Raw genomic sequence first — 20,925 nt, 5'->3', positions numbered from 1 at the left:
TTTACTCTTCTATTAATAAAACACCATCAGCTAAAAAAGAAAGTGTCTTCTGTGGTTCTGTAATAGCAGCAATTTCTTCTGGAGTTGCTCCAGCATCTTCTGCATAGTGTCGTTGTTCGTTCACCGAAACTTCTTCAACAAAAGCTTTTCCGTTAATAATTACTTCCTTACCCGCAATATTTTTTGGCATAAAAAAACCGTAATCCTTAAACTTCACCATAACTTTCTCACTGTTTCCTAAATCGACCTTCATCCAACAACCTTTTGCCTGACAAACCTCATCTACCTTAGCAATCATTTTTGTATTAATACTATCACCTGACGTCATGGTTTTATAATGCTCCGACATTGATTTTGCCGCAATAGCATCATCCGGAATAATAGATTTTCCAAATGATTTGTATTGCGTTTCTACAACAGTATCTGAGTTATTTTTATTCGTTTTATTTTCATTTTTACAAGAGAATAAAACGCTTACTAATAAAATTAAAGAGAAAAAAGTCTTCATAATTATAAATATATTTACGGTTTTAAAGATACCCATTTTTGCTAAATTATCCTTTTTTTATAACCTCTTATTTGCGTAAATTTGCATCAAATAAGAACCTACCTTTCATATTGGTGTTTTCTTAATAAAAACAAATCTAATGAATACAACTATAAGTGATATAGAAGTAATAAAAGCTAAAACATCAAAAATACATGACGTTGATTTTGAGCATTTAAATTTTGGTAGTGTGTTTTCAGACCATATGCTTGAATGCAATTATAAAGATGGAAAATGGCAAGCACCTAAAGTGGTTCCTTATCAATCAATAACTTTAGATCCGTCTGCCAAGATTTTTCATTACGGACAATCTATTTTTGAAGGGATGAAAGCCTACAAAGATGCTAATGACGATGTTTTTTTATTCAGACCTTTAGATAATTGTAAACGTTTAAACATCTCTGCCAAACGTTTGGCAATTCCTGAAGTACCGGAAAGTTATTTTATGGAAGGTTTAAAAACCTTGCTAAGAGTAGACAGAGATTGGATCCCAAAAAAAGAAGGTAGTTCATTATACATTCGTCCTTTTATTTTTGCATCTGGAAATGGGTTTCACGCCTCTCCGGCAAATGAGTATAAATTTATAATTGCTACGGCGCCTTCTGGCTCTTATTTTGCGGGAAAAATAAAAGTATTAATAGAAGAAAAATACTCACGTTCTGCTAATGGCGGCGTAGGTTTTGCCAAAGCCGGCGGAAATTATGCAGGTCAATTTTATCCAACGCAACTTGCAATAGACAAAGGATACCAACAAGTTATTTGGACCGACGATAATACGCATGAATATATTGAGGAAGCTGGCGCTATGAATATTTTTGTGAGAATAAATGATACCTTAATTACGGCCCCAACAAGCGACCGTATTTTAGATGGTATAACTAGAAAAAGTCTTATTGAAATTGCAAAAGCGGAAGGAATTAAGGTGGAAGTTAGAAAACTATCTGTTCATGAAGTGGTTTCAGCTGCTAATAAAGGTACTCTTAAAGAAATGTTTGGGGCAGGAACTGCAGCCGTTATTTCTCCAATTTGTGGATTTGGTTTTCACGGTGAGGATTTTGATATTCCTGAATTAGAAAATACTTATTCCAGTTTGTTAAAAAAGCGAATTACTGATATTCAAACTAACAAAAGCGAAGATCCGTTTGGATGGCGTTTTAAAGTTGACTAATAAATAAAAAAGAGCAACCAAATGGTTGCTCTTTTTTATTTGTCTAAAATATCTCCAATATTAGGTTTAAAATAATAAGGACCTTTTAAAACTTTACCATCTTCACGATAAACAGGTTCCCCATTTTCACCAAGTTTACTCATATTACTGCGTTGAATCTCTTCAAAAACTTCTTCAATTTTATATTGCATTCCATGCTCAATTATAGTACCACATAAAATATATAGCATATCGCCCAAAGCATCGGCTACTTCAACCAAATCATTCGTATTAGCCGCTTCAAAATATTCCTCGTTTTCTTCTTTCATTAAATTAAAACGCAATAGGATTTTTTCTTTTCCTAAGTCCGCTTTAGGCGTTTCTCTCTGACCTAATTTAAACGCGGTGTGAAATGCTTTAACAGCTTCAATTTTATCTTTCATGGACGAATTAGATTAATTTTGTTTTAATTAAATTTGCATAAAAATAAACATATGTTCAGTAAAGGTCAAATCATTTTTGGAATAATATTTTTTATTGTTTTTGCAATAATAATTGGTTTCATGTACCGAAAAGATTTGAAACTACATAAAAAGTTTTATCCAGGAAGTATCTGGATACTTTTCGCTTTTATTATGTTTATCTTATTTATTTCTGCTATTAAATTCTTCTTTAAATAGTTTTCAAGTAGGATATTTATGCTTTTAACTGTTCTATACATAGATGTTAATATTTGACGCAACCTTTTTAAAAATTGTGCATCTTATGAAAAACTAACTAATCTAAATATGAAAATTTTTATCATTGTTGCAATTCTCATTGTAATTAATATTTTACTTTTAGTTTTTAGTGTAAACAAAAAAACAGAACCTTAAAGATTCTGTTTTTCTTAAATTACTTTAAATAAACCTTTAGTTTATCTCAGGTAAAAAATTATAGTTTTTACTATAATCTAACATTTGTCCTGAAAAAGTTTCTGGCTGTGTTACTTTTATAACCGTTATTTCACCTGTATCATTTGTTTCTGGTACTAAAACAGGATTCACAAAACCTGAGTAAGGTGCCGAAGTAAATTGTTTGTTTCTTTCTAATATTTCTGCATGTAATGCTTGGTCTACTTTTACTCCATAGGTTTCAACTAATGTTTCAACAGCAGCATAATCACCTTCAGATTTTATACGCTGTGTTTCACGTAATAATTGTCCAAATAAATCATGAAGTTTTTCATAATCGTTAATATTAAAATAGGTTTTACCATCGCGAGTCACTTTTTCAATAACATTATCTGCTTTTCCTTTTTCAAAAACCCATGCAGAAACCCATTGTCTATTGCGCATATGAGCCTCTTCAACATCATCCCCTAAATTCAATCTTATCAATTGCATTAATAACCCATTTCTTATATACTTATCATAGGCAGCCTTCCCCACTTTTTGCCAATCTTCAACAAGACCTATATCTTGTAATTTACTATCATACAAATAATATAGCGCTACTAAGTCAGCGCGTCCTTCTTCTAATGTAGATCGATAGTTTTTAAGAGTTTCATTTACTGTACCTACCCCAGGGTTAATTTGTCCAGACGCATGTCCAATAACCTCATGTAGCGCTGTATGCAATTTTGAAGCTAATTGACCGTAAGTTTCTTCCAACTGAAGTTCCTCTTCATCATTAACAAATTCTTTCAATCTACCAGAACTACTAGCATTATTATAAGCCTCAACAATATTTCCTAAAGAAACCGATTTACTCCCAACAGCTACTCGAATCCAGTTAGCATTTGGTAGGTTTACACCAATTGAAGTACTTGGTGAAGCATCTCCTGCTTCTCCTGCAACATTAACAACTTTATAAGAGACACCAACGACATTTTTCTTTTTATGCGCATCCATAAGCGGAGAATTATCTTCGAACCATTGTGCATTATCCGACACCACTTTCATCTTTTTAGACATATCAAAATCATTAATTTGAACAATAGTTTCGTAAGAACCCGTATAGCCTAATGGATCATTATATACCTCTATAAAACTGTTGATATAATCTATATTACCTTCCGTCGCTTGACTCCACGCCACGTTATAATCGTCCCAAGTTTGTAAATCACCTGTTTTATAATAATCAATCAATAACCCCAAAGCATCGGCTTGAGCTTCATTCTCGGCAACTTTTTTTGCTAATTCTAACCATTTAATAATTTCATCTATGGCAGAACCATATAACCCACCAGATTTATATACACGTTCTTTTAAAACTCCATTTTCTTTAACTAATTGGGAGTTTAACCCAAAAGATAATGGTTTTAAAGAATCGGGTGATACCTTATTTTTATAAAAATTAATAACATCGGTATTTGTTACATTAGGTCCATACATATTAACCGCCGAGAGTCCTACATTATCAACACCTTTGCCTTGATTCACTTTTTTTGAATCAACATCATTAAAAATAACATCAAAAGCCTCTCCCTCTAATATGGTATTAGTTTCTGATAATAATTGTTTTAAATAATCTGAAGAAAATACAGGCTTAATCTTATCATTCGAATAATGGTGATGAATACCATTACTAAACCATACACGCTTTAAATACGTTTCAAAAGCACTCCAATCTGGTGTCGATTTATCACCTTGATAGTTGTTGTAAACCGATTCTAAAGCTTTTCTAATAGTAAGGTTATGTCTGTAATTTTGGTCCCAAATAATATCTCTTCCCGATAATCCCGCTTGCGTAAGATAATAAGCTAATTTTTGTTCTTTTAAAGTAAGCTGCTCCCATCCAGGAATTTGATATCGTAAAATTTTAATATCTGCAAACTGTTCAACATCATAATTGAATTCAGAACTGTCTTTTACAGTCATGTTTTCAGTTCGTTTTTCAGATCTTTCATTTCCACAGGATGCCAAAAACAAAGCAATTAATGACAAACCTATAATTGACTTTAATTTCATTTAATAAGTTTTATACTGTTTATATTATTGATAAAAAACAACACTTTACAAGAACAACTTTATTGAATAATTTCAATAACAGCTTTTAAATTGCAAAATATTTATTTTTTCATTAACAAAGATAAGAATTTATTAATCAATAAATTAAATTGATTACCTTTGATTTATACTATTTTTTGAATACATTTTGCTCATGAAAGCATTTAAATATTTATTTTTCTTACTTCTTATTTTAACCATTGGTTTTTGTACTTATATTGCTGTGCAACCAAACTCGTTTGAGGTTAAAAGAACACATACTGTAAACGCTCCTGCTTCGGTTATTTATAACAACGTTATTGACTTTAAAAATTGGGAAACTTGGTCTTCTTGGACAGAATCTGACCCTGATTTTAAAATCTCTTTTTCTGAACAAACTAAAGGTGTTAATGGATCATATTTTTGGGAAAATAAAGGCGGTGTGGGAACCATGACGACAACAGAAGCTAAACCATATGAAAGTATAAAGCAAAGTATGGAAATGACTGACTTTCCTTCTTCTGATGTTAATTGGAATTTCAAAACTAATGATGACGGCTCAACTAATGTCACTTGGAGTATTTCTGGGCATGATTTATCATTTGGTTTTAAAATATCTTCCGCACTCAACGGCGGAATGGAAAAACAAATTGGTCCATATTTCGAAAGAAGCTTAGAAAAGCTTGATAGTATTGTTGTTACTAACATGAAAAAATATAGTATTGAAATAAACGGCTTTACTGAACATAGTGGTGGTTATTATATTTACAACACTGCATCCTGTAAAATTAATAACCTAAAAGAGAACATTAATAGGCTACTTCCACTTATTAAAAATTATGCTTCAAAAAATAATATTCCCATTTCTGGATTTCCCTTTATTTATTATCATAAGTATGATGAAGAAAATAATGCCGTAATGTTTTCTTGTTGCCTACCTACCAACTCACGAGTTATTACCACTCAAGACGATATTTTGACCGGTAAATTGGACCCTTTTAAAACCCTTAAAACAACGCTAATAGGAAACCATACAAATTTACTTGAAGCCTGGGAAATGAGTATGAAATATATTGAAAATAGCAATTATGAAGTGGATGATAACGGCCCTATGCTTGAGACATTTGTTACAGATACTTCAATCACACCTAATCCTGCTGAATGGAAGACTGAAATTTATCTAGCCTTAAAAAATTAGCATTACATATTTGTATCTGAATAATTATCATATTTTTGATATTAGAAAGCAAATAAAGCATGAAACAGTTAATGTTAGTATTTTTAGGTGGCGGTTTTGGTAGTGTATTACGATACATCCTTGGAAAATATTTTAACAGTCCAGAAACTGGTATTCCTTATGGTACATTTGCTGCTAACATTTTAGGAAGTTTACTTATCGGAATTATTTTAGGAGTTGCAGCTAAAAACAATACACTTTCTCAAAATCAAATATTATTGCTAGCAACAGGATTTTGCGGCGGTTTTACAACCTTTTCAACCTTTGCTTATGAAAATCATGTATTTTTAAAATCTGGTGATTTTACAAGCTTCGCTTTTTACACTATTGCTAGTTTTATAATTGGATTTCTTGCCGTTTTTTTAGGTATGTTTTTAGTAAAATAACATATTAATTTTGTTAGAAAAAGTTGTGTTTTTAATAGGGCATTATAGGTTTTTAACCTATTTATATATTAGTTTTTAAATTATTATAAAATGAAATTGCAATCATCAGCTATACTTCTTTCTTTACTCTTAGTTTTGGGGTGTTCAACAAAAACTAGAAAGACTTCAAATATTTCAAATAAAAATTATTCCAGTTGGTATCAAGTTCCAACTGGAAAACCTGTCGCTCTTGTATTTGCAAGTTACAAAACCACAATGATTGCCAATGGCAAGGATGAGGCATTACTTAGAGTTAGTACTGTTGATAGTACTGGTATGGAAATTATGGATGCCACGCTACCGTTTGAAATTAGTGTTAAAGGAGATGCAATAGTTCTTGAAATTAATTATTCAGAACCCGAAGTTGTTTCAAAATCAGATAGTCTATTAGTTTGGAAATCTCAACTTTCAAATGGGGTAAAAGAGTTACTCTTAAAAAGTGGCACTACAGTTGATAAAATTAAGGTTGAAGTTAAAACCGATAGCATGTGGCCAGCATCTCATGAGATTCATACCATTCCTAGTAATTTAGAACTTCTTAAACCAACAGATTCGCAATTAAAATCAAGCCATAAAATCGAAAAGAAAATGATGGGTGCAGATATCTCATTTTTACCCCAACTTGAATCCCGTGGAATAAAATTTTATGACAATAATGAAGAAAAAGACGCTATTGAAATTCTTAAAAATCATGGATTAAATTATATCAGGCTGCGCATTTTTGTAAATCCCGAAAATGAAAAAGGATATTCTCCCAACAGAGGGTTTTGCGGAATAGACAGCACATTGAAGATGGCCCGCAGAATAAAAGAGGGCGGTTTAAAATTATTACTTGATTTTCATTACAGCGATACTTGGGCAGATCCACAAAAGCAATTTAAACCAAAAACTTGGGAAGGGTTAGAATTTAAGGCCTTGTCAACTACGTTAAATAATTATACCAAATCGGTTTTATCACAACTCAAAGAACAGGGAACAATGCCTGATATGGTGCAGATAGGAAACGAAATCAACCATGGAATTGTTTGGCCGGAAGGGCATGTTTCAAATCTAGACAATCTGGCTACATTGCTAAAAGCTGGAATAAAGGCGGTTCGCGAGGTCGATGTTTCAACAACTGTGATGTTGCATCTAGCACTTGGAGGACAGAATGAAGAAACCGTTTTCTGGTTTGATAATATGATAGCTCGAGGCGTGGAATTCGATATTATTGGTTTATCATATTACCCGAGATGGCATTGTACATTAGATGATTTAAATAACAATATGTTAGACATTATTAAACGATATAATAAAGATGTGAATGTAGTTGAGTACAGCGCATTTAAGCGAGAAATTCACGACTTGGTTTTTAATTTACCAGAAAATAGAGGAAACGGAACCTGTATTTGGGAGCCTCTTAACACATGGAGTCGTATTTTCGACAGACAAGGAAACTCACTTAAAGAAATTAATATTTATGATGAAATGAAAACAAAATATCATATAGATTGATTTTTTAACATGCTAACGACAGGATAAGTAAGTACTTTAAATACGTAGCCTTCTCATATTATTTCTAAACCAATAAACTTTAGCGTTTCGATTTATTAATGCTTATCAAAAGTTTTTACACCGGCTTCAATTCTTGTTTTTAAATAATTTTCTCTAGGTACAATGGGGCAAGAATATTTATGGTTATAAGCACAATAAGGGTTGTATGCTGAGTTAAAATCGATAACTACTGTATCACCCTTAGGTATTCTTAAATCAATATAACGTCCGCCACCATAACTTTCAAGTCCATTCGTTTCATCTGAAAACGGCAAAAATAAATAATCTTCAAAGCCTTCTTTTTTGATTAAATCTTGATTTTGATAAACGTTTAATTTAAAAATTTCGTCCTTAACAAAAAACTCTAAAATTCCATATTTTATATATTCCGGAAGTCTATCCGTTGTCGTCTTCATTTTAAAAGGTTTTTCATTTTGAGTTTTTGTAAATAGCGCTTCAACCACATACGTTGAATCATATTTAAAAAAGTCTAAACCTTCAAATTCTTTCCTATCTTCTTCAGTTAACGGTGATGTTGACGCGTCCTTATATTCCGCATTAATCTCTCTTTGAAAATCTGTATCTCCTTTGAGATGCTTTTTTCCTTCTTTACAACTTATTATACTTATTAAAAGGATAAAAAATGTGATAACATACTTCATTTTAAAAATATTTATATCCCAAAAATACAACTTACAACTATTTTATATACATTTGAGAATTCAAAATACATAAAAATGCGTAATAACGTCACAATTTGCAAACAATACTGGACCTCTAGAAACAGATGTTGGGCTTGTTATATATTGTGGTGATATTAATTAAAATGGTATCCTATATATGAAAGTCCAACTGAAAAGTTGGACTTTTTTTTATCAATTAAACAACAAATCAAGCTAATGAAAACGCTTTTTAATAATTATATAAACACCTTTAAAGGTCTCTCAAGAGAAGTATGGTGGCTGGCATTAATTACACTCATAAACAGAGCTGGCACTATGGTAATTCCTTTTTTATCATTATACCTTACAAAAAACTTAAATTTTACATTTAATGATGTGGGATGGATTATGAGTGCTTTTGGATTAGGTTCTGTTGTCGGGTCATGGCTTGGTGGAAAATTAACTGATAAAATTGGTTTTTATAAAGTTATGGTTTTTAGCTTGCTTTCTACTGGCGTATTTTTTATTATTTTACAGTTTTTAACTACGTTTGTTTCTTTTTGTATTGGTATTTTTTCAGTGATGCTTATTGCCGATATGTTTAGACCGGCTATGTTCGTTGCCCTAAGTTCTTACAGTAAACCAGAAAACAAAACACGTTCTGTAACACTTATCAGACTGGCTATTAACCTTGGTTTTTCAGCAGGTCCAGCTATTGGAGGAATTATTATAACGACACTTAGCTATGGCGGTTTATTTTGGGTAGATGGCGTTACATGTATTATAGCAACATTAGTTTTAATTAAGGTACTTCATCCAAAAAAAGCTAAAACATTAGATAATATTAAAGTTGAAAATCCTCAATCTGCCTATCACGATCGCGTGTTTTTAATCTTTTTGGGTGCTATGATATTGTTTGGTATTGTATTCTTGCAATACTTTTCAACCATGCCCATTTATTACAAAGATGTCCATCATTTAAATGAACTTGAGATAGGTATTTTATTAGGAGTAAATGGGTTTTTAATATTTGCATTTGAAATGCCTTTAATAAAATGGTTAGAAAATTCAAGGTTTTCTCAATTGGGTTTAATGCTTTTTGGCGGGATTCTAACGGGATTAAGTTTTCTTATTCTAAATGCAACATCGTGGGCGGGTGTTCTCATCATAGGTATGCTATTAATGACTTTCGGAGAAATGATTGCTTTTCCATTTTCTAATGCCTTCGCCATGAGCAGAGCAAAAAAAGGAAATCAAGGGGAATATATGGCACTTTATAGTATTTCGTTTTCTATTGCACATATATTTGGGCATAATGCAGGGTTACAAATGGTTGCCGGTTTTGGTTTTGACAAAACTTGGTATTTCACTTCTATACTTGCAGGCTTATGTGTATTTTTACTCTTTATTTTAAAACAAAAAATGTCAATTAAATTGGTATAATATTGTTATGATTATAGAAAAAGATATTCTTATTATTGGCGGGGGTCCTATTGGAATCGCGTGTGCTTTAGAATGCAAAAAGAAAGGTTGGGATTATGTGGTAATAGAAAAAGGAGCGCTCACAAACTCCTTGTACAATTACCCAAAAAACATGACTTTTTTTTCAACTTCAGAAAAATTAGAAATTGATGACATTCCATTTATAAGTAAAAATCATAAACCTAATAGAGACGAAGCTTTAGAATATTATAGACGTGTTGCAACATCAAATAAGTTAGAAATCAAGTTATACGAATCAGTCTTAACTATTAATAAGACAGATTCTATGTTTAATATAAAAACCTCAAAACATACTTACGCATCAAAAAAAGTTATTATATCTACTGGTTTTTATGATATTGCAAATTTATTAAATGTCCCAGGAGAAAACTTTCCAAAAGTGATGCATTATTACAAAGAGGCGCACCCTTTTACTATGCAACAAGTGATTGTAGTTGGCGCGAGTAATTCATCTGTTGATGCTGCATTGGAAATATGGCGCAAAGGTGGAGATGTTACTATGGTGATAAGAGGCAAAGGTATAGGAGAGCGTGTAAAATATTGGGTAAGACCAGATATTGTTAACAGGATTGAAGAAGGAAGCATTAAAGCATATTTTAATTCTAAAATTATTGAAATCACAGAAAATGATGTTAGTATAAAAACACCGCATGGACATAAAACAATTCCAAATGATTTTGTCGTTGCGCTCACAGGATATCGGCCTGATTTTAAACTGCTAAATAACATAGGCGTTGAACTATCAAATGACGATAAAAAACGACCAAGCTATAACCCAGAAACAATGGAAACCAATATTGAAGGATTGTATTTAGCAGGTGTTATTTGTGGTGGTATGGAAACCCATAAATGGTTCATTGAAAATTCAAGAATTCATGCTAAAATAATTATGAAACATATACATTCAGAATTTAATTGAGGTACTGTAATGAACTTAAATCAAGTAACCATACCGTCTTTAAATGTTGAAGAATCTGCTAAGTTTTATAAAAAATTTGGTTTAAAACTTATTGTAGAATCTTTTCCGAAGTATGCTAGGTTTGAAAGCCCGGACGGAGATGCTACGTTTTCAATTCATATGGTTGATAATTTACCTAAGGGGCCTGGCATAAGTATTTGTTTTGAAGATAATCATTTAGATGTCCTTGTTAAAAACCTTCAAGAAAAGGGCATTGAATTCCATGAACTACCAGAAGATAAACCTTGGCTTTGGCGAGAAGCCCATTTATTTGATCCTGACGGAAACCATATTATCTTATTTCATGCAGGTAAAAACAGAAAAAATCCACCGTGGAGAATTAATGGTCAAAATAAATAGACTATTTTAAAGGCTTTACTGCATTATCCTTAACAACATGAGATAACACAATTTGTGTTTTTGTTTCACCGTAAACAATCAATTGGTCAATAAAACTTTCTAAATGCCTTTGGTTTTTAAAAGCCACTTCCATAATGATGTTTTCGTTACCCGTAATTCTATAGCAATTTAATACTTCATCATAGGTCTTAACCTTTTCTAAAAAAGGCTTTAACATCCCCATAAAAGCACGAAGTGTAATTAGTGCTTTAAGTTGATATCCAACATCTAATGGAGAAACAGACGTTTTGTATCCTTGAATAATACCCGCATCTTCCATTTTTTTTATCCGTTCTGAAACAGCTGGCGAACTAATCCCGACAATCTTACCAATAGCAACGTTTGATTGTCTAGAATTGGCTTGTAAGCACTTTAAAATCTTCCAATTTAAAGAATCTAGCGTCATTAAAGTAATTTGTCTATTAAAAATTAAATATTAAAGTAAATATACAATTTTACTTTAATATTTATAGCATAAATTGTTTACTTGTGACTAATTTTGATAAAATTGCTTAATGAATATGCTGCCCAATATTCCATCACACTTTTCTGATTCGCCTATTTATAAAAAGGCTATGGAAATCTATATTTTATCAAGAAGTATTTCTTCTTACATTCAGTATGATTTATCAGACTTAAAACCAGATGGTACAGAAAATTCAAATATTTATTTTTCGGGAGATATTATTCAGCAATCAGAATCTCTAGGTCCTGAAATTGTAAATGCAGAACTAGAACGCTATTCTGAAAAAAAACATAAACATCTTGAATCTTTACAACGTCTTACTAATCTTCTTTACAAAAACTCGTATCGCTTAGAAGGTTCTGATAGTAATGGTAAAGATTTCTTACCTATATTAAGAAGTGAATTGAAAAAATTCAGAAAATTACAACATAACTGGATGTTGACTTTGTGAAGTTTCTAAAAACAAAAAACACACATAATTTAATGTGTGTCCCGGTAAATTCAAAATAAAACTTTTAATAAAACCGATTTTGTTTAATAACAATTTAACTCCAATTCAATTGAGAGTTATTGAATAACCTTCAAGTTTATTAAAGCAAAATATTATAGCTGAAAGAAACCAACTATATAATTGATAAATATCAATTATATAAATGAATTTATTTTTCCTAATGTTATAAACTTAATCTCGACAAGGTTTCTGGTCGCATATTGAGTAATGATGCTAAATATTTTCTTGGTAAACGTTTAACAATTTCTAGATGTGAGATTTTTAAAAAATATTCATATCTATCTTTTGCTGAAGGAATTCTAGCCATAAAAGCACGATATTCTGCCTATAAGTAATAATCTTCCATTAAAATTCTATTCAAAAGAACCATATTTTTAAAATTCTCAAAAGCATAATGCATATCATCATAACTTAAGCTCTCTGTATAGGTCTATTCTAGACATTGCATATTCTCTAATGCAGGTCCATTCTTAAAATACCCAGATATTGACGTTACCATTTCACTATCTACACTAACCCAAGTCGTAATCTCTTTTTTCTCGTAATTAAAAAAACCCACGCACCAAACCTTTTCTGATAATATAAAGTCTATCAAAAATATCTCCTTCTTTTACAATACAATCTCCTTTTTTATGATGTATAGAAATCATTCTTTTTGACAAAAATGTTTGAACTGATTTTGATAGTGGTGAAATAGAATTCAGAAGCGTAACACTAAAAATATTGTTGTATTTAATTGTAGGCATAAAACGGCAAACTTATAAACATAAATATTGGTAGTTTTATCAAATTAAAGTGAAAAATATATTTGAATATCTATTAACAATTAATTTACATGTTTCTTCTATACTGCCCTCCCACCTCAAATAGAGCTTGGGTTATTTGACCTAAAGAACAAACTTTACAAACTTCCATTAATGCTTCAAAAATATTTTCATTATGAATGGCTTTATTTTGTAATTCCATTAATAAACTTTCTGTATCATTTACTTTATGCAGATTATTTAAGGTTTTAATTTGAAGTTGTTTTTCTTCATCGGTTGCACGAATCACTTCTTTGGGTAAAATAGTTGGTGAACCTTTACTACTTAAAAATGTATTGACTCCAACAATAGGAAAGTCTCCATTATGCTTTAAGGTTTCATAATACAAACTTTCTTCTTGTATCTTACTTCTCTGATACATGGTTTCCATAGCCCCTAAAACACCGCCGCGTTCAGTAATCCTGTCAAATTCAAGTAAAACAGCTTCTTCAACCAAATCTGTTAATTCTTCAATAATAAAAGAACCCTGAATAGGATTTTCGTTTTTTGCTAAACCTAATTCTTTATTAATAATTAGCTGGATTGCCATAGCTCGTCTTACAGATTCTTCTGTAGGAGTTGTAATTGCTTCATCATAGGCATTTGTATGCAACGAATTACAGTTATCATAGATAGCATACAATGCTTGAAGCGTGGTACGAATATCATTAAAATCAATTTCCTGGGCATGTAAACTACGTCCAGAGGTTTGAATATGATACTTCAACATTTGAGCACGTTCATTGGCGCCATATTTAAGCTTCATGGCTTTTGCCCAAATTTTACGTGCTACACGACCTATTACGGCATATTCTGGGTCGATACCATTTGAGAAGAAGAAGGATAAATTTGGACCAAATTTATTAATATCCATACCTCTACTCAAGTAATACTCTACGTAGGTAAAACCGTTAGATAATGTTAAAGCCAACTGTGTAATAGGGTTTGCTCCTGCTTCAGCAATATGATAACCTGAAATAGACACCGAATAAAAATTACGAACATTATTTTCAATAAAATATTCTTGCACATCACCCATTAAGCGAAGGGCAAACTCAGTTGAGAAAATACAAGTGTTTTGTGCTTGATCCTCTTTTAAAATATCTGCCTGAACCGTTCCTCTTACTTGCGCTATTGTTTTTGTCCTAATAGTTTGATAGACATCTTTTGGGAGCACCTGATCGCCAGTAACACCAAGCAACATTAATCCCAAACCATTATTTGATTTTGGTAATTCGCCATGATATTTAGGTCGTTCTTTACCTTTATAAAGTTTTTCAATCTTTGATTCAACTTCCTTTTCTAGACCATTCTCTTTAATATAAATCTCACATTGTTGATCAATAGCGGCATTCATAAAAAACCCTAATAACATCGGTGCTGGCCCATTAATTGTCATGCTTACCGATGTCATAACATCCGCTAAATTAAAACCAGAATATAGTTTTTTAGCATCATCTAAACAACAAATAGAAACACCAGCATTGCCTATTTTACCATAAATATCTGGCCTTAAATCGGGATCATTACCATAAAGCGTTACACTATCGAACGCCGTCGACAAACGTTTTGCTGGCAAGCCTTCACTCACATAATGAAACCGTTTATTTGTGCGCTCAGGACCGCCTTCCCCTGCAAACATTCTGGCAGGATCTTCGCCAGTTCTTTTAAATGGATAGAGTCCAGAAGTAAAGGGGAATTCGCCAGGAACATTTTCTTGTAAAACCCATCTTAAAATATCACCCCAAGCTTGATATTTTGGCAAGGCCACCTTAGGAATTTGAACATGTGATAATGATTCTGTATGCGTCTCAATTTTTATTTCTTTATTTCGAACTTTAAAAGAATAGATCGGGTTTTTATATTTCTTTACTTTGTCTTCCCACCCTGTAATTATTTCCCAATTAAAAGGATTAAAATTAAGTTTAACACGGTCGAATTCACTAATAAGCATTTTAACAAAGTCTTTGTTATTGTTATCCGTTTCCTTAAGAATCTCATCACTATTTAATCCATACTTATCTAAAAGAAATTGCTTCGTTTCACTTGCATTGACATTAAGTACAGATTCCAAGGTTTTATAAATTCCGTAAAGTTTTTGAGCAACGTCTACTTGTTCATTTACTTTTTTATCATAAGCACGATTGTTTTCAGATATCTCAGAAAGATATCGCGTTCTTGAAGGAGGAATAACAAAAATCTTCTCACTCATTTCGTTGGAAATAGTATAGTTTGACGCTAACGCTGCTTCCGTTTTTTCAACTATTTTATCTATAACCGTTTTATATAACGTATTCATTCCTGGATCATTAAACTGAGAGGCTATGGTTCCGTAAACAGGCAGATTGTCCTGAGACACATCCCAAAGATTGTGATTACGCATATATTGCTTTTTCACATCTCTTAAGGCATCTAAAGAACCTCGCTTGTCAAATTTATTAATGGCTACCAAATCTGCAAAATCAAGCATATCAATTTTCTCTAATTGTGTGGCTGCACCAAACTCAGGAGTCATTACATACAAGGATACATCACTGTGTTCAATAATTTCGGTATCTGATTGGCCTATTCCAGACGTCTCCAGTATAATTAAATCAAACTCTGCTGCTTTTAAAACTTCAACCGCTTCATTAACATATTTTGATAGAGCTAAATTCGACTGGCGTGTTGCCAAACTGCGCATATAAACCCGTGAATTATTAATGGCATTCATTCTAATTCTATCACCCAAAAGTGCCCCACCCGTTTTTCTTTTTGAAGGATCAACAGAAACGATACCAACTGTTTTTGTTGGAAAGTCACTTAAAAACCGTCTAACTAACTCATCAACTAAGGACGATTTCCCTGCACCTCCAGTTCCAGTGATTCCTAAAACAGGTGTTTTTGAATTTTTGTTCTTCTTATGTATACTCTCAATTACACTTTTAGATACTTCTGGGAAATTTTCAGCCGAAGAAATAACACGAGCAATATCTTTAGGATTCTTATTTGGTAACTTTTTAATGTCAATATCTAACGAATCGCCAATGGCAAAATCTGATCTTTTAACTAAATCATTAATCATTCCTTGTAAGCCCATTTCTCGACCGTCGTCTGGTGAATAGATACGTGAAATCCCATAATCCATCAATTCTTTTATTTCAGAAGGAAGAATAACACCACCACCACCACCAAAAATATTAATATGATCGGCCCCTTTTTCTTTAAGCAGATCAAACATAAACTTAAAATATTCATTATGCCCGCCTTGATAGGAGGTTAAGCAAATAGCATTAACATCTTCTTGAATAGCCGTATTAACAACCTCCTCAACGCTTCTGTCATGCCCTAAATGAATCACTTCAACACCGGTTGACTGAATGATTCTACGCATAATATTGATAGATGCATCATGACCATCAAACAATGATGCAGCTGTTACAATACGAATTTTATGTTTTGGTTTATAAGGTGCGATTTGTTTCATTAATAAAAATATCTGTTTTTTGTCCTGCAATTTAAGGAATATTCAAAAAAATACATTATTTATCTTTAATTATCTAAAATTATAACATCTATTCTTTCTTCTGTTTTTTTGGTTAATTTTAAACCCTAAACATTTGGTATCGTTATGAATAAAATTACCCTATTAATGTACTGCAATGATCGATCGAATATTATTGCTTCGATTACAAATTTTATTGCAAATAATGGCGGAAATATTGTTTATATAGATCAGCACGTAGATAGAGAGCAAAACATCTTTTTTATGAGACTTGAAAGTGAGTTTGATATAACTACTTTTTCTATTGAAGACTTTAAACTGCTTTTTAAAAATTCATTAGTTGACCAATTCGAAATAAAATGGCGTATGTATGCTTCAGACAAAAAACCAAGAATGGCTTTGTTTGTTTCAAAGTACGACCATTGTTTGTATGATATTTTAGGACGCTATAATTCAGGTGAACTATTTTTAGAAATTCCGTTTATATTGAGTAACCATTTAGATTTAAAACCCATAGCTAATAGTTTTAAGATACCTTTTTATCACATTCCTGTTACAAAAGACACTAAAAAGGAAGCAGAACAACAACAACTGGAACTATTAACCCATCATAAGATAGATTTTATAGTTTTAGCCAGATATATGCAAATTGTTTCTGAAACATTGATTGATAAATACCCAAATAAGATTATTAATATACACCACTCCTTTTTACCCGCATTTGTTGGTGCAAAGCCTTATCATTCTGCCTATAAGAGGGGTGTAAAAATTATTGGTGCTACAAGTCATTACGTCACTGAAGAATTGGATGCGGGACCTATTATTGAACAGGATGTAACAAGCGTATCACATACACATTCTATTGAGGATTTAATTTCAAAAGGTCGTGATTTAGAAAAAATTGTACTATCAAACGCTATAAAATTACATATTAATAGAAAAGTAATGGTTTACAATAATAAAACTTTGATTTTTTCTTAATTAAGAAAAATTCTTGGCTTCCTGAGCAAAAAATAAATTAAAGAAACTCTCATTTGTATATCTTATATTTGTTCATTATATGTAAAACCATTGTTATGTTTAAAAAAGCTTTAGCCTTAATATTAATTTTAAATTTAACTGCCTGTGCAGAACTTCAACAAGTAGTCAACCAACTGCCTCAAGGCGATGGGAGTGTTTTAAGTAATGCCGATATAGCAGCAGGTCTGCGTCAAGCATTGGATTTTGGAATTGATAAACAAGTAAGTAAACTTACCCAAACAGATGGCTTTTTTAAAAATGATTTAGTAAAAATTCTTTTACCAGATGAATTACAAAAAGTTGATAAAGGATTGCGAGATATTGGCTTAGGTAGTTTAGCTGATGAAGGTTTGAAAGTACTTAATAGAGCTGCTGAAGATGCCGTTAAAGAAGCAACACCAATATTTATAGATGCCGTTAAGGGTATAACCTTTACAGATGCTAAAAATATACTTCTGGGTAATGATGATGCTGCAACAAGTTATTTAACAGGTAAAACACAAACCGCGTTATATGATAAATTTAACCCCGTCATTAAAAATTCATTTAGTAAAGTTGGAGCCGATCAAATTTGGAATAATCTTATAAATAAATACAATGCCATACCCTTTGCATCTGATGTTAATCCTGATTTAACAGATTACGTTACTAAAGAAGCCCTTAAAGGTGTTTATACCATGATTGCAGTAGAAGAAAAAGATATAAGAACTAAAATTTCTTCTAGAACAACCGATTTATTAAAAAAAGTATTCGCATTACAAGACTAACATTTTCGTTTACATTATAAAAATCCATTATTCTTTTACATTTTTTAAATAAAAAATGTATATTTAAGAGTCTGTTATTCAGAGACTCTATGAATAGAATTAACATTATAAAAGCCGACCAAGACAAACTTAATAAGCGCTATAAACAGCTTATGGAGGAAGCATATAATGTACGTCAAACAGATAGTGCTTTAAGTGATATTTCTGAATTTAAAGCCATAAAACTTCTTAACAAACTTCAAAGATTAAATTATCTTTCTAGAAAGTGAAATAATTACTCGCTAAAAAATTATTATTATTTTAACTTTTACATTACATCTAATTCACCTTAGCGCACGTATTTTATATAAAAAGAACGCATGAGCGCACATAATTGTAGAATTGGTAAAATAATTACTAATACGGAATTAGAATTTACTGAGAGTATTAATACATACTCCAAAAACAATGAGGAATCAAATGATTCTGATTATTCAGAAACATTTGATTAAGTTATTTATAATCTCTTGCATCTGTTGTTGTAATTCCGAGCTTTTAAGAGCAGCTACGGCTGCAAAATCCTCCTTATCGGATGCGTAAATAATACCTCTTGATGAATTAATAAGTAGACCAATATGTTTATTAATTCCATAATTGCATACTTCTTGCAAATTACCACCTTGTGCACCAACGCCAGGAACCAGTAAAAAATTATCGGGAATAATTTGTCTAATGTCTGCTAAATATTCAGCTTTTGTAGCTCCAACCACATACATTAAGTTTTCCGAATTTTTCCAAGCTTTAGATGTTTCTAAAACTGTTTTGTAAAGTTCTTTGCCTTCAACAGTTTTCGTTTGAAAATCAAAAGCTCCTTCATTCGACGTTAAAGCCAGAAGAACGGTATGTTTATTTTTAAACGCTAAAAAAGGTTCTACTGAATCTTTTCCCATATAAGGTGCTACCGTTATACTATCAAACTCTAAATCTTCAAAAAAGGCTTTGGCATACATCCTACTGGTGTTGCCAATATCACCACGTTTTGCATCAGCTATTGTAAAGATTTCAGGATGGTTTTCATTAAGGTAATTTATTGTTTTCTCTAAAGCTCTCCAACCTTTAATCCCATAAGCTTCGTAAAACGCAGTATTAGGCTTATAAGCAACACATAAACGATGTGTGGCAGCGATAATAGCTTTATTAAATTCAAATATAGGGTCTTCTTTTTCTAAAAGATGCTTTGGTATTTTATTTAAATCAACATCTAATCCTATACAAAGAAAGGATTTTTTCTTGTGAATTTCTGATATGAGTTGGTTTGTTGTCATATTAAAAAAAGCCTCTGTAAAGAGGCTAGATATTTTTAAATTACATCATCACTAGCTTTCAATTTCTCAGTATTTTCAGCTAATTGTAATTCGTCAATTATTTTTTGAATATCGCCATTTACTATATTAGACAAATCGTATAGAGTTAAACCAATTCTATGATCGGTAACGCGTCCTTGTGGATAATTATAGGTTCTAATTTTAGCACTTCTATCTCCAGAGGTAACCATAGAACCACGCTTAGCGGCATCTTCTTCATTCTTCTTGGCAAGTTCCATATCATATAAACGCGAACGCAATACTTTAAAGGCTTTCTCTTTATTTTTATGTTGGGACTTTTGATCTTGACATTGAGCCACTAAACCCGTTGGAATATGTGTTAAACGCACGGCTGAATAGGTTGTATTTACAGACTGTCCACCAGGACCAGATGAACAGAAAAAGTCAATCCTTACTTCTTTCGGATTAATTTCAACATCAAATTCTTCTGCTTCTGGAAACACCATTACTGTTGCAGCACTTGTATGAACACGCCCTTGAGTTTCAGTTTGCGGCACACGTTGTACACGATGCACGCCAGCTTCAAATTTCAGAGTTCCGTAAACATCTTCTCCAGTGACTTCAAACTGAATCTCTTTAAAACCTCCATTAGTACCTTCACTAAAATCTACAGTATCAACTTTCCATCCTCTACCTTCACAATATTTTGTGTACATTCTAAATAAATCTCCTGCAAAAATACTCGCCTCATCGCCACCTGTTCCTGCTCGTAATTCTACTACCGCATTTTTAGTGTCTTCAGGATCTTTTGGTATTAAAAGAAATTTTATTTCGTCTTCAAGCTTAGGAATTCTCTCCTTTACTTCATCATATTGCATTTTAGCCATTTCAACCATTTCAGGATCACTTCCGTCGGATATAATGCCCTCAGCTTCAGATAAATTATCTAATAATGATTGATATTCTTCTCGCTTTTCAACAAGAACTTTTAAATCTTTATATTCCTTATTTAAAGCTACATAACGCTTTTGATCCATGATGATATCTGGCTGAATAATTAAATCACTCACCTCATCAAAACGTTGCTTAACTATTTGTAATTTCTCTAACATTTACCTTATTAAGTTGAGACACAAAAGTACAATAATTTATGAATTTTCAATATCTATAGCCCGTTCGAATTATGAACC

The 20,925-nt window shown here is 31.9% G+C and carries 22 protein-coding genes; 12 read left to right on the top strand and 10 right to left on the bottom strand.

Annotated elements, in window-relative coordinates; translation table 11 throughout:
- Position 1 precedes the first annotated feature (1 nt).
- Positions 2-508, bottom strand: coding sequence for a DUF4920 domain-containing protein (locus tag AC15TD_RS01360; RefSeq protein WP_484450342.1), 507 nt, complete (start codon positions 506-508; stop codon positions 2-4).
- Positions 509-647: 139 nt separating this feature from the next.
- On the opposite strand from AC15TD_RS01360, the gene AC15TD_RS01355 reads away from it, so the two are divergent.
- A complete protein-coding gene (locus tag AC15TD_RS01355; RefSeq protein WP_484450341.1) occupies positions 648-1,715 on the top strand; it encodes a branched-chain amino acid aminotransferase in 1,068 nt (355 codons plus the stop codon).
- A gap of 35 nt (positions 1,716-1,750) precedes the next feature.
- Here AC15TD_RS01355 and AC15TD_RS01350 read toward each other — a convergent pair whose 3' ends face one another.
- Positions 1,751-2,137, bottom strand: a complete 387-nt coding sequence (locus AC15TD_RS01350; RefSeq protein ID WP_484450340.1) for a pyrophosphohydrolase domain-containing protein — start codon at positions 2,135-2,137, stop codon at positions 1,751-1,753.
- Positions 2,138-2,605: 468 nt separating this feature from the next.
- Entirely contained in the window at positions 2,606-4,645 is a 2,040-nt protein-coding gene (locus AC15TD_RS01345; RefSeq protein WP_484450339.1) for a dipeptidyl-peptidase 3 family protein, read from the bottom strand.
- Between the two features lie 193 nt (positions 4,646-4,838).
- Between AC15TD_RS01345 and AC15TD_RS01340 the strand changes: the two genes are divergently transcribed.
- The 3 genes from AC15TD_RS01340 (at position 4,839) to AC15TD_RS01330 (ending at position 7,819) form a co-directional block, all read left to right on the top strand.
- Positions 4,839-5,861 (top strand): SRPBCC family protein, encoded by a 1,023-nt coding sequence (locus AC15TD_RS01340; RefSeq protein ID WP_484450338.1) that lies wholly within the window; start codon positions 4,839-4,841, stop codon positions 5,859-5,861.
- A gap of 59 nt (positions 5,862-5,920) precedes the next feature.
- Positions 5,921-6,286 (top strand): fluoride efflux transporter CrcB, encoded by a 366-nt coding sequence (crcB, locus tag AC15TD_RS01335; protein WP_484450337.1) that lies wholly within the window; start codon positions 5,921-5,923, stop codon positions 6,284-6,286.
- 90 nt (positions 6,287-6,376) lie between these two features.
- A complete protein-coding gene (locus AC15TD_RS01330; RefSeq protein WP_484450336.1) occupies positions 6,377-7,819 on the top strand; it encodes a glycoside hydrolase family 53 protein in 1,443 nt (480 codons plus the stop codon).
- Positions 7,820-7,914: 95 nt separating this feature from the next.
- On the opposite strand, the gene AC15TD_RS01325 is transcribed toward AC15TD_RS01330, so the two are convergent.
- Entirely contained in the window at positions 7,915-8,520 is a 606-nt protein-coding gene (locus AC15TD_RS01325) for a DUF1684 domain-containing protein (RefSeq protein ID WP_484450335.1), read from the bottom strand.
- 237 nt (positions 8,521-8,757) lie between these two features.
- On the opposite strand from AC15TD_RS01325, the gene AC15TD_RS01320 reads away from it, so the two are divergent.
- From AC15TD_RS01320 to AC15TD_RS01310, 3 genes are read left to right on the top strand one after another with little or no spacing between them, the layout of a single operon-like run.
- The gene (locus tag AC15TD_RS01320; RefSeq protein ID WP_484450334.1) at positions 8,758-9,963 is read left to right on the top strand and encodes an MDR family MFS transporter; all 1,206 of its coding nucleotides are present in this window, start codon (positions 8,758-8,760) and stop codon (positions 9,961-9,963) included.
- A 7-nt stretch (positions 9,964-9,970) separates the two neighbouring features.
- Positions 9,971-10,942 (top strand): YpdA family putative bacillithiol disulfide reductase, encoded by a 972-nt coding sequence (locus AC15TD_RS01315; RefSeq protein WP_484450333.1) that lies wholly within the window; start codon positions 9,971-9,973, stop codon positions 10,940-10,942.
- A gap of 9 nt (positions 10,943-10,951) precedes the next feature.
- Positions 10,952-11,341, top strand: coding sequence for a VOC family protein (locus AC15TD_RS01310; RefSeq protein WP_484450332.1), 390 nt, complete (start codon positions 10,952-10,954; stop codon positions 11,339-11,341).
- Between the two features lies 1 nt (position 11,342).
- Here AC15TD_RS01310 and AC15TD_RS01305 read toward each other — a convergent pair whose 3' ends face one another.
- Positions 11,343-11,786, bottom strand: coding sequence for an Lrp/AsnC family transcriptional regulator (locus AC15TD_RS01305; protein ID WP_484450331.1), 444 nt, complete (start codon positions 11,784-11,786; stop codon positions 11,343-11,345).
- A gap of 115 nt (positions 11,787-11,901) precedes the next feature.
- Here AC15TD_RS01305 and AC15TD_RS01300 point away from each other — a divergent pair, with 115 nt between their 5' ends.
- A complete protein-coding gene (locus AC15TD_RS01300; RefSeq protein WP_484450348.1) occupies positions 11,902-12,297 on the top strand; it encodes a hypothetical protein in 396 nt (131 codons plus the stop codon).
- Positions 12,298-12,520: 223 nt separating this feature from the next.
- Here the strand turns inward: AC15TD_RS01300 and AC15TD_RS01295 are convergent, their stop codons facing one another.
- From AC15TD_RS01295 to AC15TD_RS01285, 3 genes are all read right to left on the bottom strand, one after another.
- The gene (locus AC15TD_RS01295) at positions 12,521-12,664 is read right to left on the bottom strand and encodes a hypothetical protein (RefSeq protein WP_484450330.1); all 144 of its coding nucleotides are present in this window, start codon (positions 12,662-12,664) and stop codon (positions 12,521-12,523) included.
- A gap of 238 nt (positions 12,665-12,902) precedes the next feature.
- Positions 12,903-13,103, bottom strand: coding sequence for a cyclic nucleotide-binding domain-containing protein (locus tag AC15TD_RS01290; protein ID WP_484450329.1), 201 nt, complete (start codon positions 13,101-13,103; stop codon positions 12,903-12,905).
- An 85-nt stretch (positions 13,104-13,188) separates the two neighbouring features.
- Positions 13,189-16,626: a methylmalonyl-CoA mutase family protein gene (locus tag AC15TD_RS01285; RefSeq protein WP_484450328.1), complete on the bottom strand. Its 3,438-nt coding sequence runs from the start codon at positions 16,624-16,626 to the stop codon at positions 13,189-13,191.
- A 144-nt stretch (positions 16,627-16,770) separates the two neighbouring features.
- Between AC15TD_RS01285 and purU the strand changes: the two genes are divergently transcribed.
- The 4 genes from purU (at position 16,771) to AC15TD_RS01265 (ending at position 18,922) form a co-directional block, all read left to right on the top strand.
- The gene (gene purU / locus AC15TD_RS01280; RefSeq protein WP_484450327.1) at positions 16,771-17,625 is read left to right on the top strand and encodes a formyltetrahydrofolate deformylase; all 855 of its coding nucleotides are present in this window, start codon (positions 16,771-16,773) and stop codon (positions 17,623-17,625) included.
- Positions 17,626-17,720: 95 nt separating this feature from the next.
- The gene (locus AC15TD_RS01275) at positions 17,721-18,431 is read left to right on the top strand and encodes a DUF4197 domain-containing protein (protein ID WP_484450326.1); all 711 of its coding nucleotides are present in this window, start codon (positions 17,721-17,723) and stop codon (positions 18,429-18,431) included.
- An 89-nt stretch (positions 18,432-18,520) separates the two neighbouring features.
- On the top strand, positions 18,521-18,700 hold the full coding sequence (locus AC15TD_RS01270) for a Lacal_2735 family protein (protein WP_484450325.1): 180 nt from the start codon (positions 18,521-18,523) through the stop codon (positions 18,698-18,700).
- Positions 18,701-18,790: 90 nt separating this feature from the next.
- Positions 18,791-18,922: a hypothetical protein gene (locus AC15TD_RS01265; protein ID WP_484450324.1), complete on the top strand. Its 132-nt coding sequence runs from the start codon at positions 18,791-18,793 to the stop codon at positions 18,920-18,922.
- Here AC15TD_RS01265 and pyrF read toward each other — a convergent pair.
- Both pyrF and prfA read right to left on the bottom strand, forming a co-directional pair.
- Positions 18,905-19,735, bottom strand: coding sequence for an orotidine-5'-phosphate decarboxylase (pyrF, locus tag AC15TD_RS01260; protein WP_484450323.1), 831 nt, complete (start codon positions 19,733-19,735; stop codon positions 18,905-18,907). The two genes, AC15TD_RS01265 and pyrF, sit on opposite strands and share 18 nt — an antisense overlap.
- A gap of 35 nt (positions 19,736-19,770) precedes the next feature.
- Positions 19,771-20,847 carry a peptide chain release factor 1 gene (prfA, locus tag AC15TD_RS01255; protein WP_484450322.1) on the bottom strand — a complete coding sequence of 359 codons (1,077 nt, stop codon included), beginning with the start codon at positions 20,845-20,847 and terminating at the stop codon, positions 19,771-19,773.
- Between the last annotated feature and the right edge of the window lie 78 nt (positions 20,848-20,925).

The organism is Yeosuana sp. (assembly GCF_057126245.1).
The sequence above is the reverse complement of the archived record's forward strand: the minus strand, read 5'-3'. Positions and strand labels throughout refer to the sequence as shown.

Excerpts from the sequence above, each read along its gene's own strand:
- AC15TD_RS01360 (WP_484450342.1), bottom strand. The coding sequence starts at position 508 with ATGAAGACTTTTTTCTCTTTAATTTTATTAGTAAGCGTTTTATTCTCT.
- AC15TD_RS01355 (WP_484450341.1), top strand. The coding sequence starts at position 648 with ATGAATACAACTATAAGTGATATAGAAGTAATAAAAGCTAAAACATCA.
- AC15TD_RS01350 (WP_484450340.1), bottom strand. The coding sequence starts at position 2,137 with ATGAAAGATAAAATTGAAGCTGTTAAAGCATTTCACACCGCGTTTAAA.
- AC15TD_RS01345 (WP_484450339.1), bottom strand. The coding sequence starts at position 4,645 with ATGAAATTAAAGTCAATTATAGGTTTGTCATTAATTGCTTTGTTTTTG.
- AC15TD_RS01340 (WP_484450338.1), top strand. The coding sequence starts at position 4,839 with ATGAAAGCATTTAAATATTTATTTTTCTTACTTCTTATTTTAACCATT.
- crcB (WP_484450337.1), top strand. The coding sequence starts at position 5,921 with ATGAAACAGTTAATGTTAGTATTTTTAGGTGGCGGTTTTGGTAGTGTA.
- AC15TD_RS01330 (WP_484450336.1), top strand. The coding sequence starts at position 6,377 with ATGAAATTGCAATCATCAGCTATACTTCTTTCTTTACTCTTAGTTTTG.
- AC15TD_RS01325 (WP_484450335.1), bottom strand. The coding sequence starts at position 8,520 with ATGAAGTATGTTATCACATTTTTTATCCTTTTAATAAGTATAATAAGT.
- AC15TD_RS01320 (WP_484450334.1), top strand. The coding sequence starts at position 8,758 with ATGAAAACGCTTTTTAATAATTATATAAACACCTTTAAAGGTCTCTCA.
- AC15TD_RS01315 (WP_484450333.1), top strand. The coding sequence starts at position 9,971 with ATGATTATAGAAAAAGATATTCTTATTATTGGCGGGGGTCCTATTGGA.
- AC15TD_RS01310 (WP_484450332.1), top strand. The coding sequence starts at position 10,952 with ATGAACTTAAATCAAGTAACCATACCGTCTTTAAATGTTGAAGAATCT.
- AC15TD_RS01305 (WP_484450331.1), bottom strand. The coding sequence starts at position 11,786 with ATGACGCTAGATTCTTTAAATTGGAAGATTTTAAAGTGCTTACAAGCC.
- AC15TD_RS01300 (WP_484450348.1), top strand. The coding sequence starts at position 11,902 with ATGCTGCCCAATATTCCATCACACTTTTCTGATTCGCCTATTTATAAA.
- AC15TD_RS01295 (WP_484450330.1), bottom strand. The coding sequence starts at position 12,664 with ATGGCTAGAATTCCTTCAGCAAAAGATAGATATGAATATTTTTTAAAA.
- AC15TD_RS01290 (WP_484450329.1), bottom strand. The coding sequence starts at position 13,103 with ATGCCTACAATTAAATACAACAATATTTTTAGTGTTACGCTTCTGAAT.
- AC15TD_RS01285 (WP_484450328.1), bottom strand. The coding sequence starts at position 16,626 with ATGAAACAAATCGCACCTTATAAACCAAAACATAAAATTCGTATTGTA.
- purU (WP_484450327.1), top strand. The coding sequence starts at position 16,771 with ATGAATAAAATTACCCTATTAATGTACTGCAATGATCGATCGAATATT.
- AC15TD_RS01275 (WP_484450326.1), top strand. The coding sequence starts at position 17,721 with ATGTTTAAAAAAGCTTTAGCCTTAATATTAATTTTAAATTTAACTGCC.
- AC15TD_RS01270 (WP_484450325.1), top strand. The coding sequence starts at position 18,521 with ATGAATAGAATTAACATTATAAAAGCCGACCAAGACAAACTTAATAAG.
- AC15TD_RS01265 (WP_484450324.1), top strand. The coding sequence starts at position 18,791 with ATGAGCGCACATAATTGTAGAATTGGTAAAATAATTACTAATACGGAA.
- pyrF (WP_484450323.1), bottom strand. The coding sequence starts at position 19,735 with ATGACAACAAACCAACTCATATCAGAAATTCACAAGAAAAAATCCTTT.
- prfA (WP_484450322.1), bottom strand. The coding sequence starts at position 20,847 with ATGTTAGAGAAATTACAAATAGTTAAGCAACGTTTTGATGAGGTGAGT.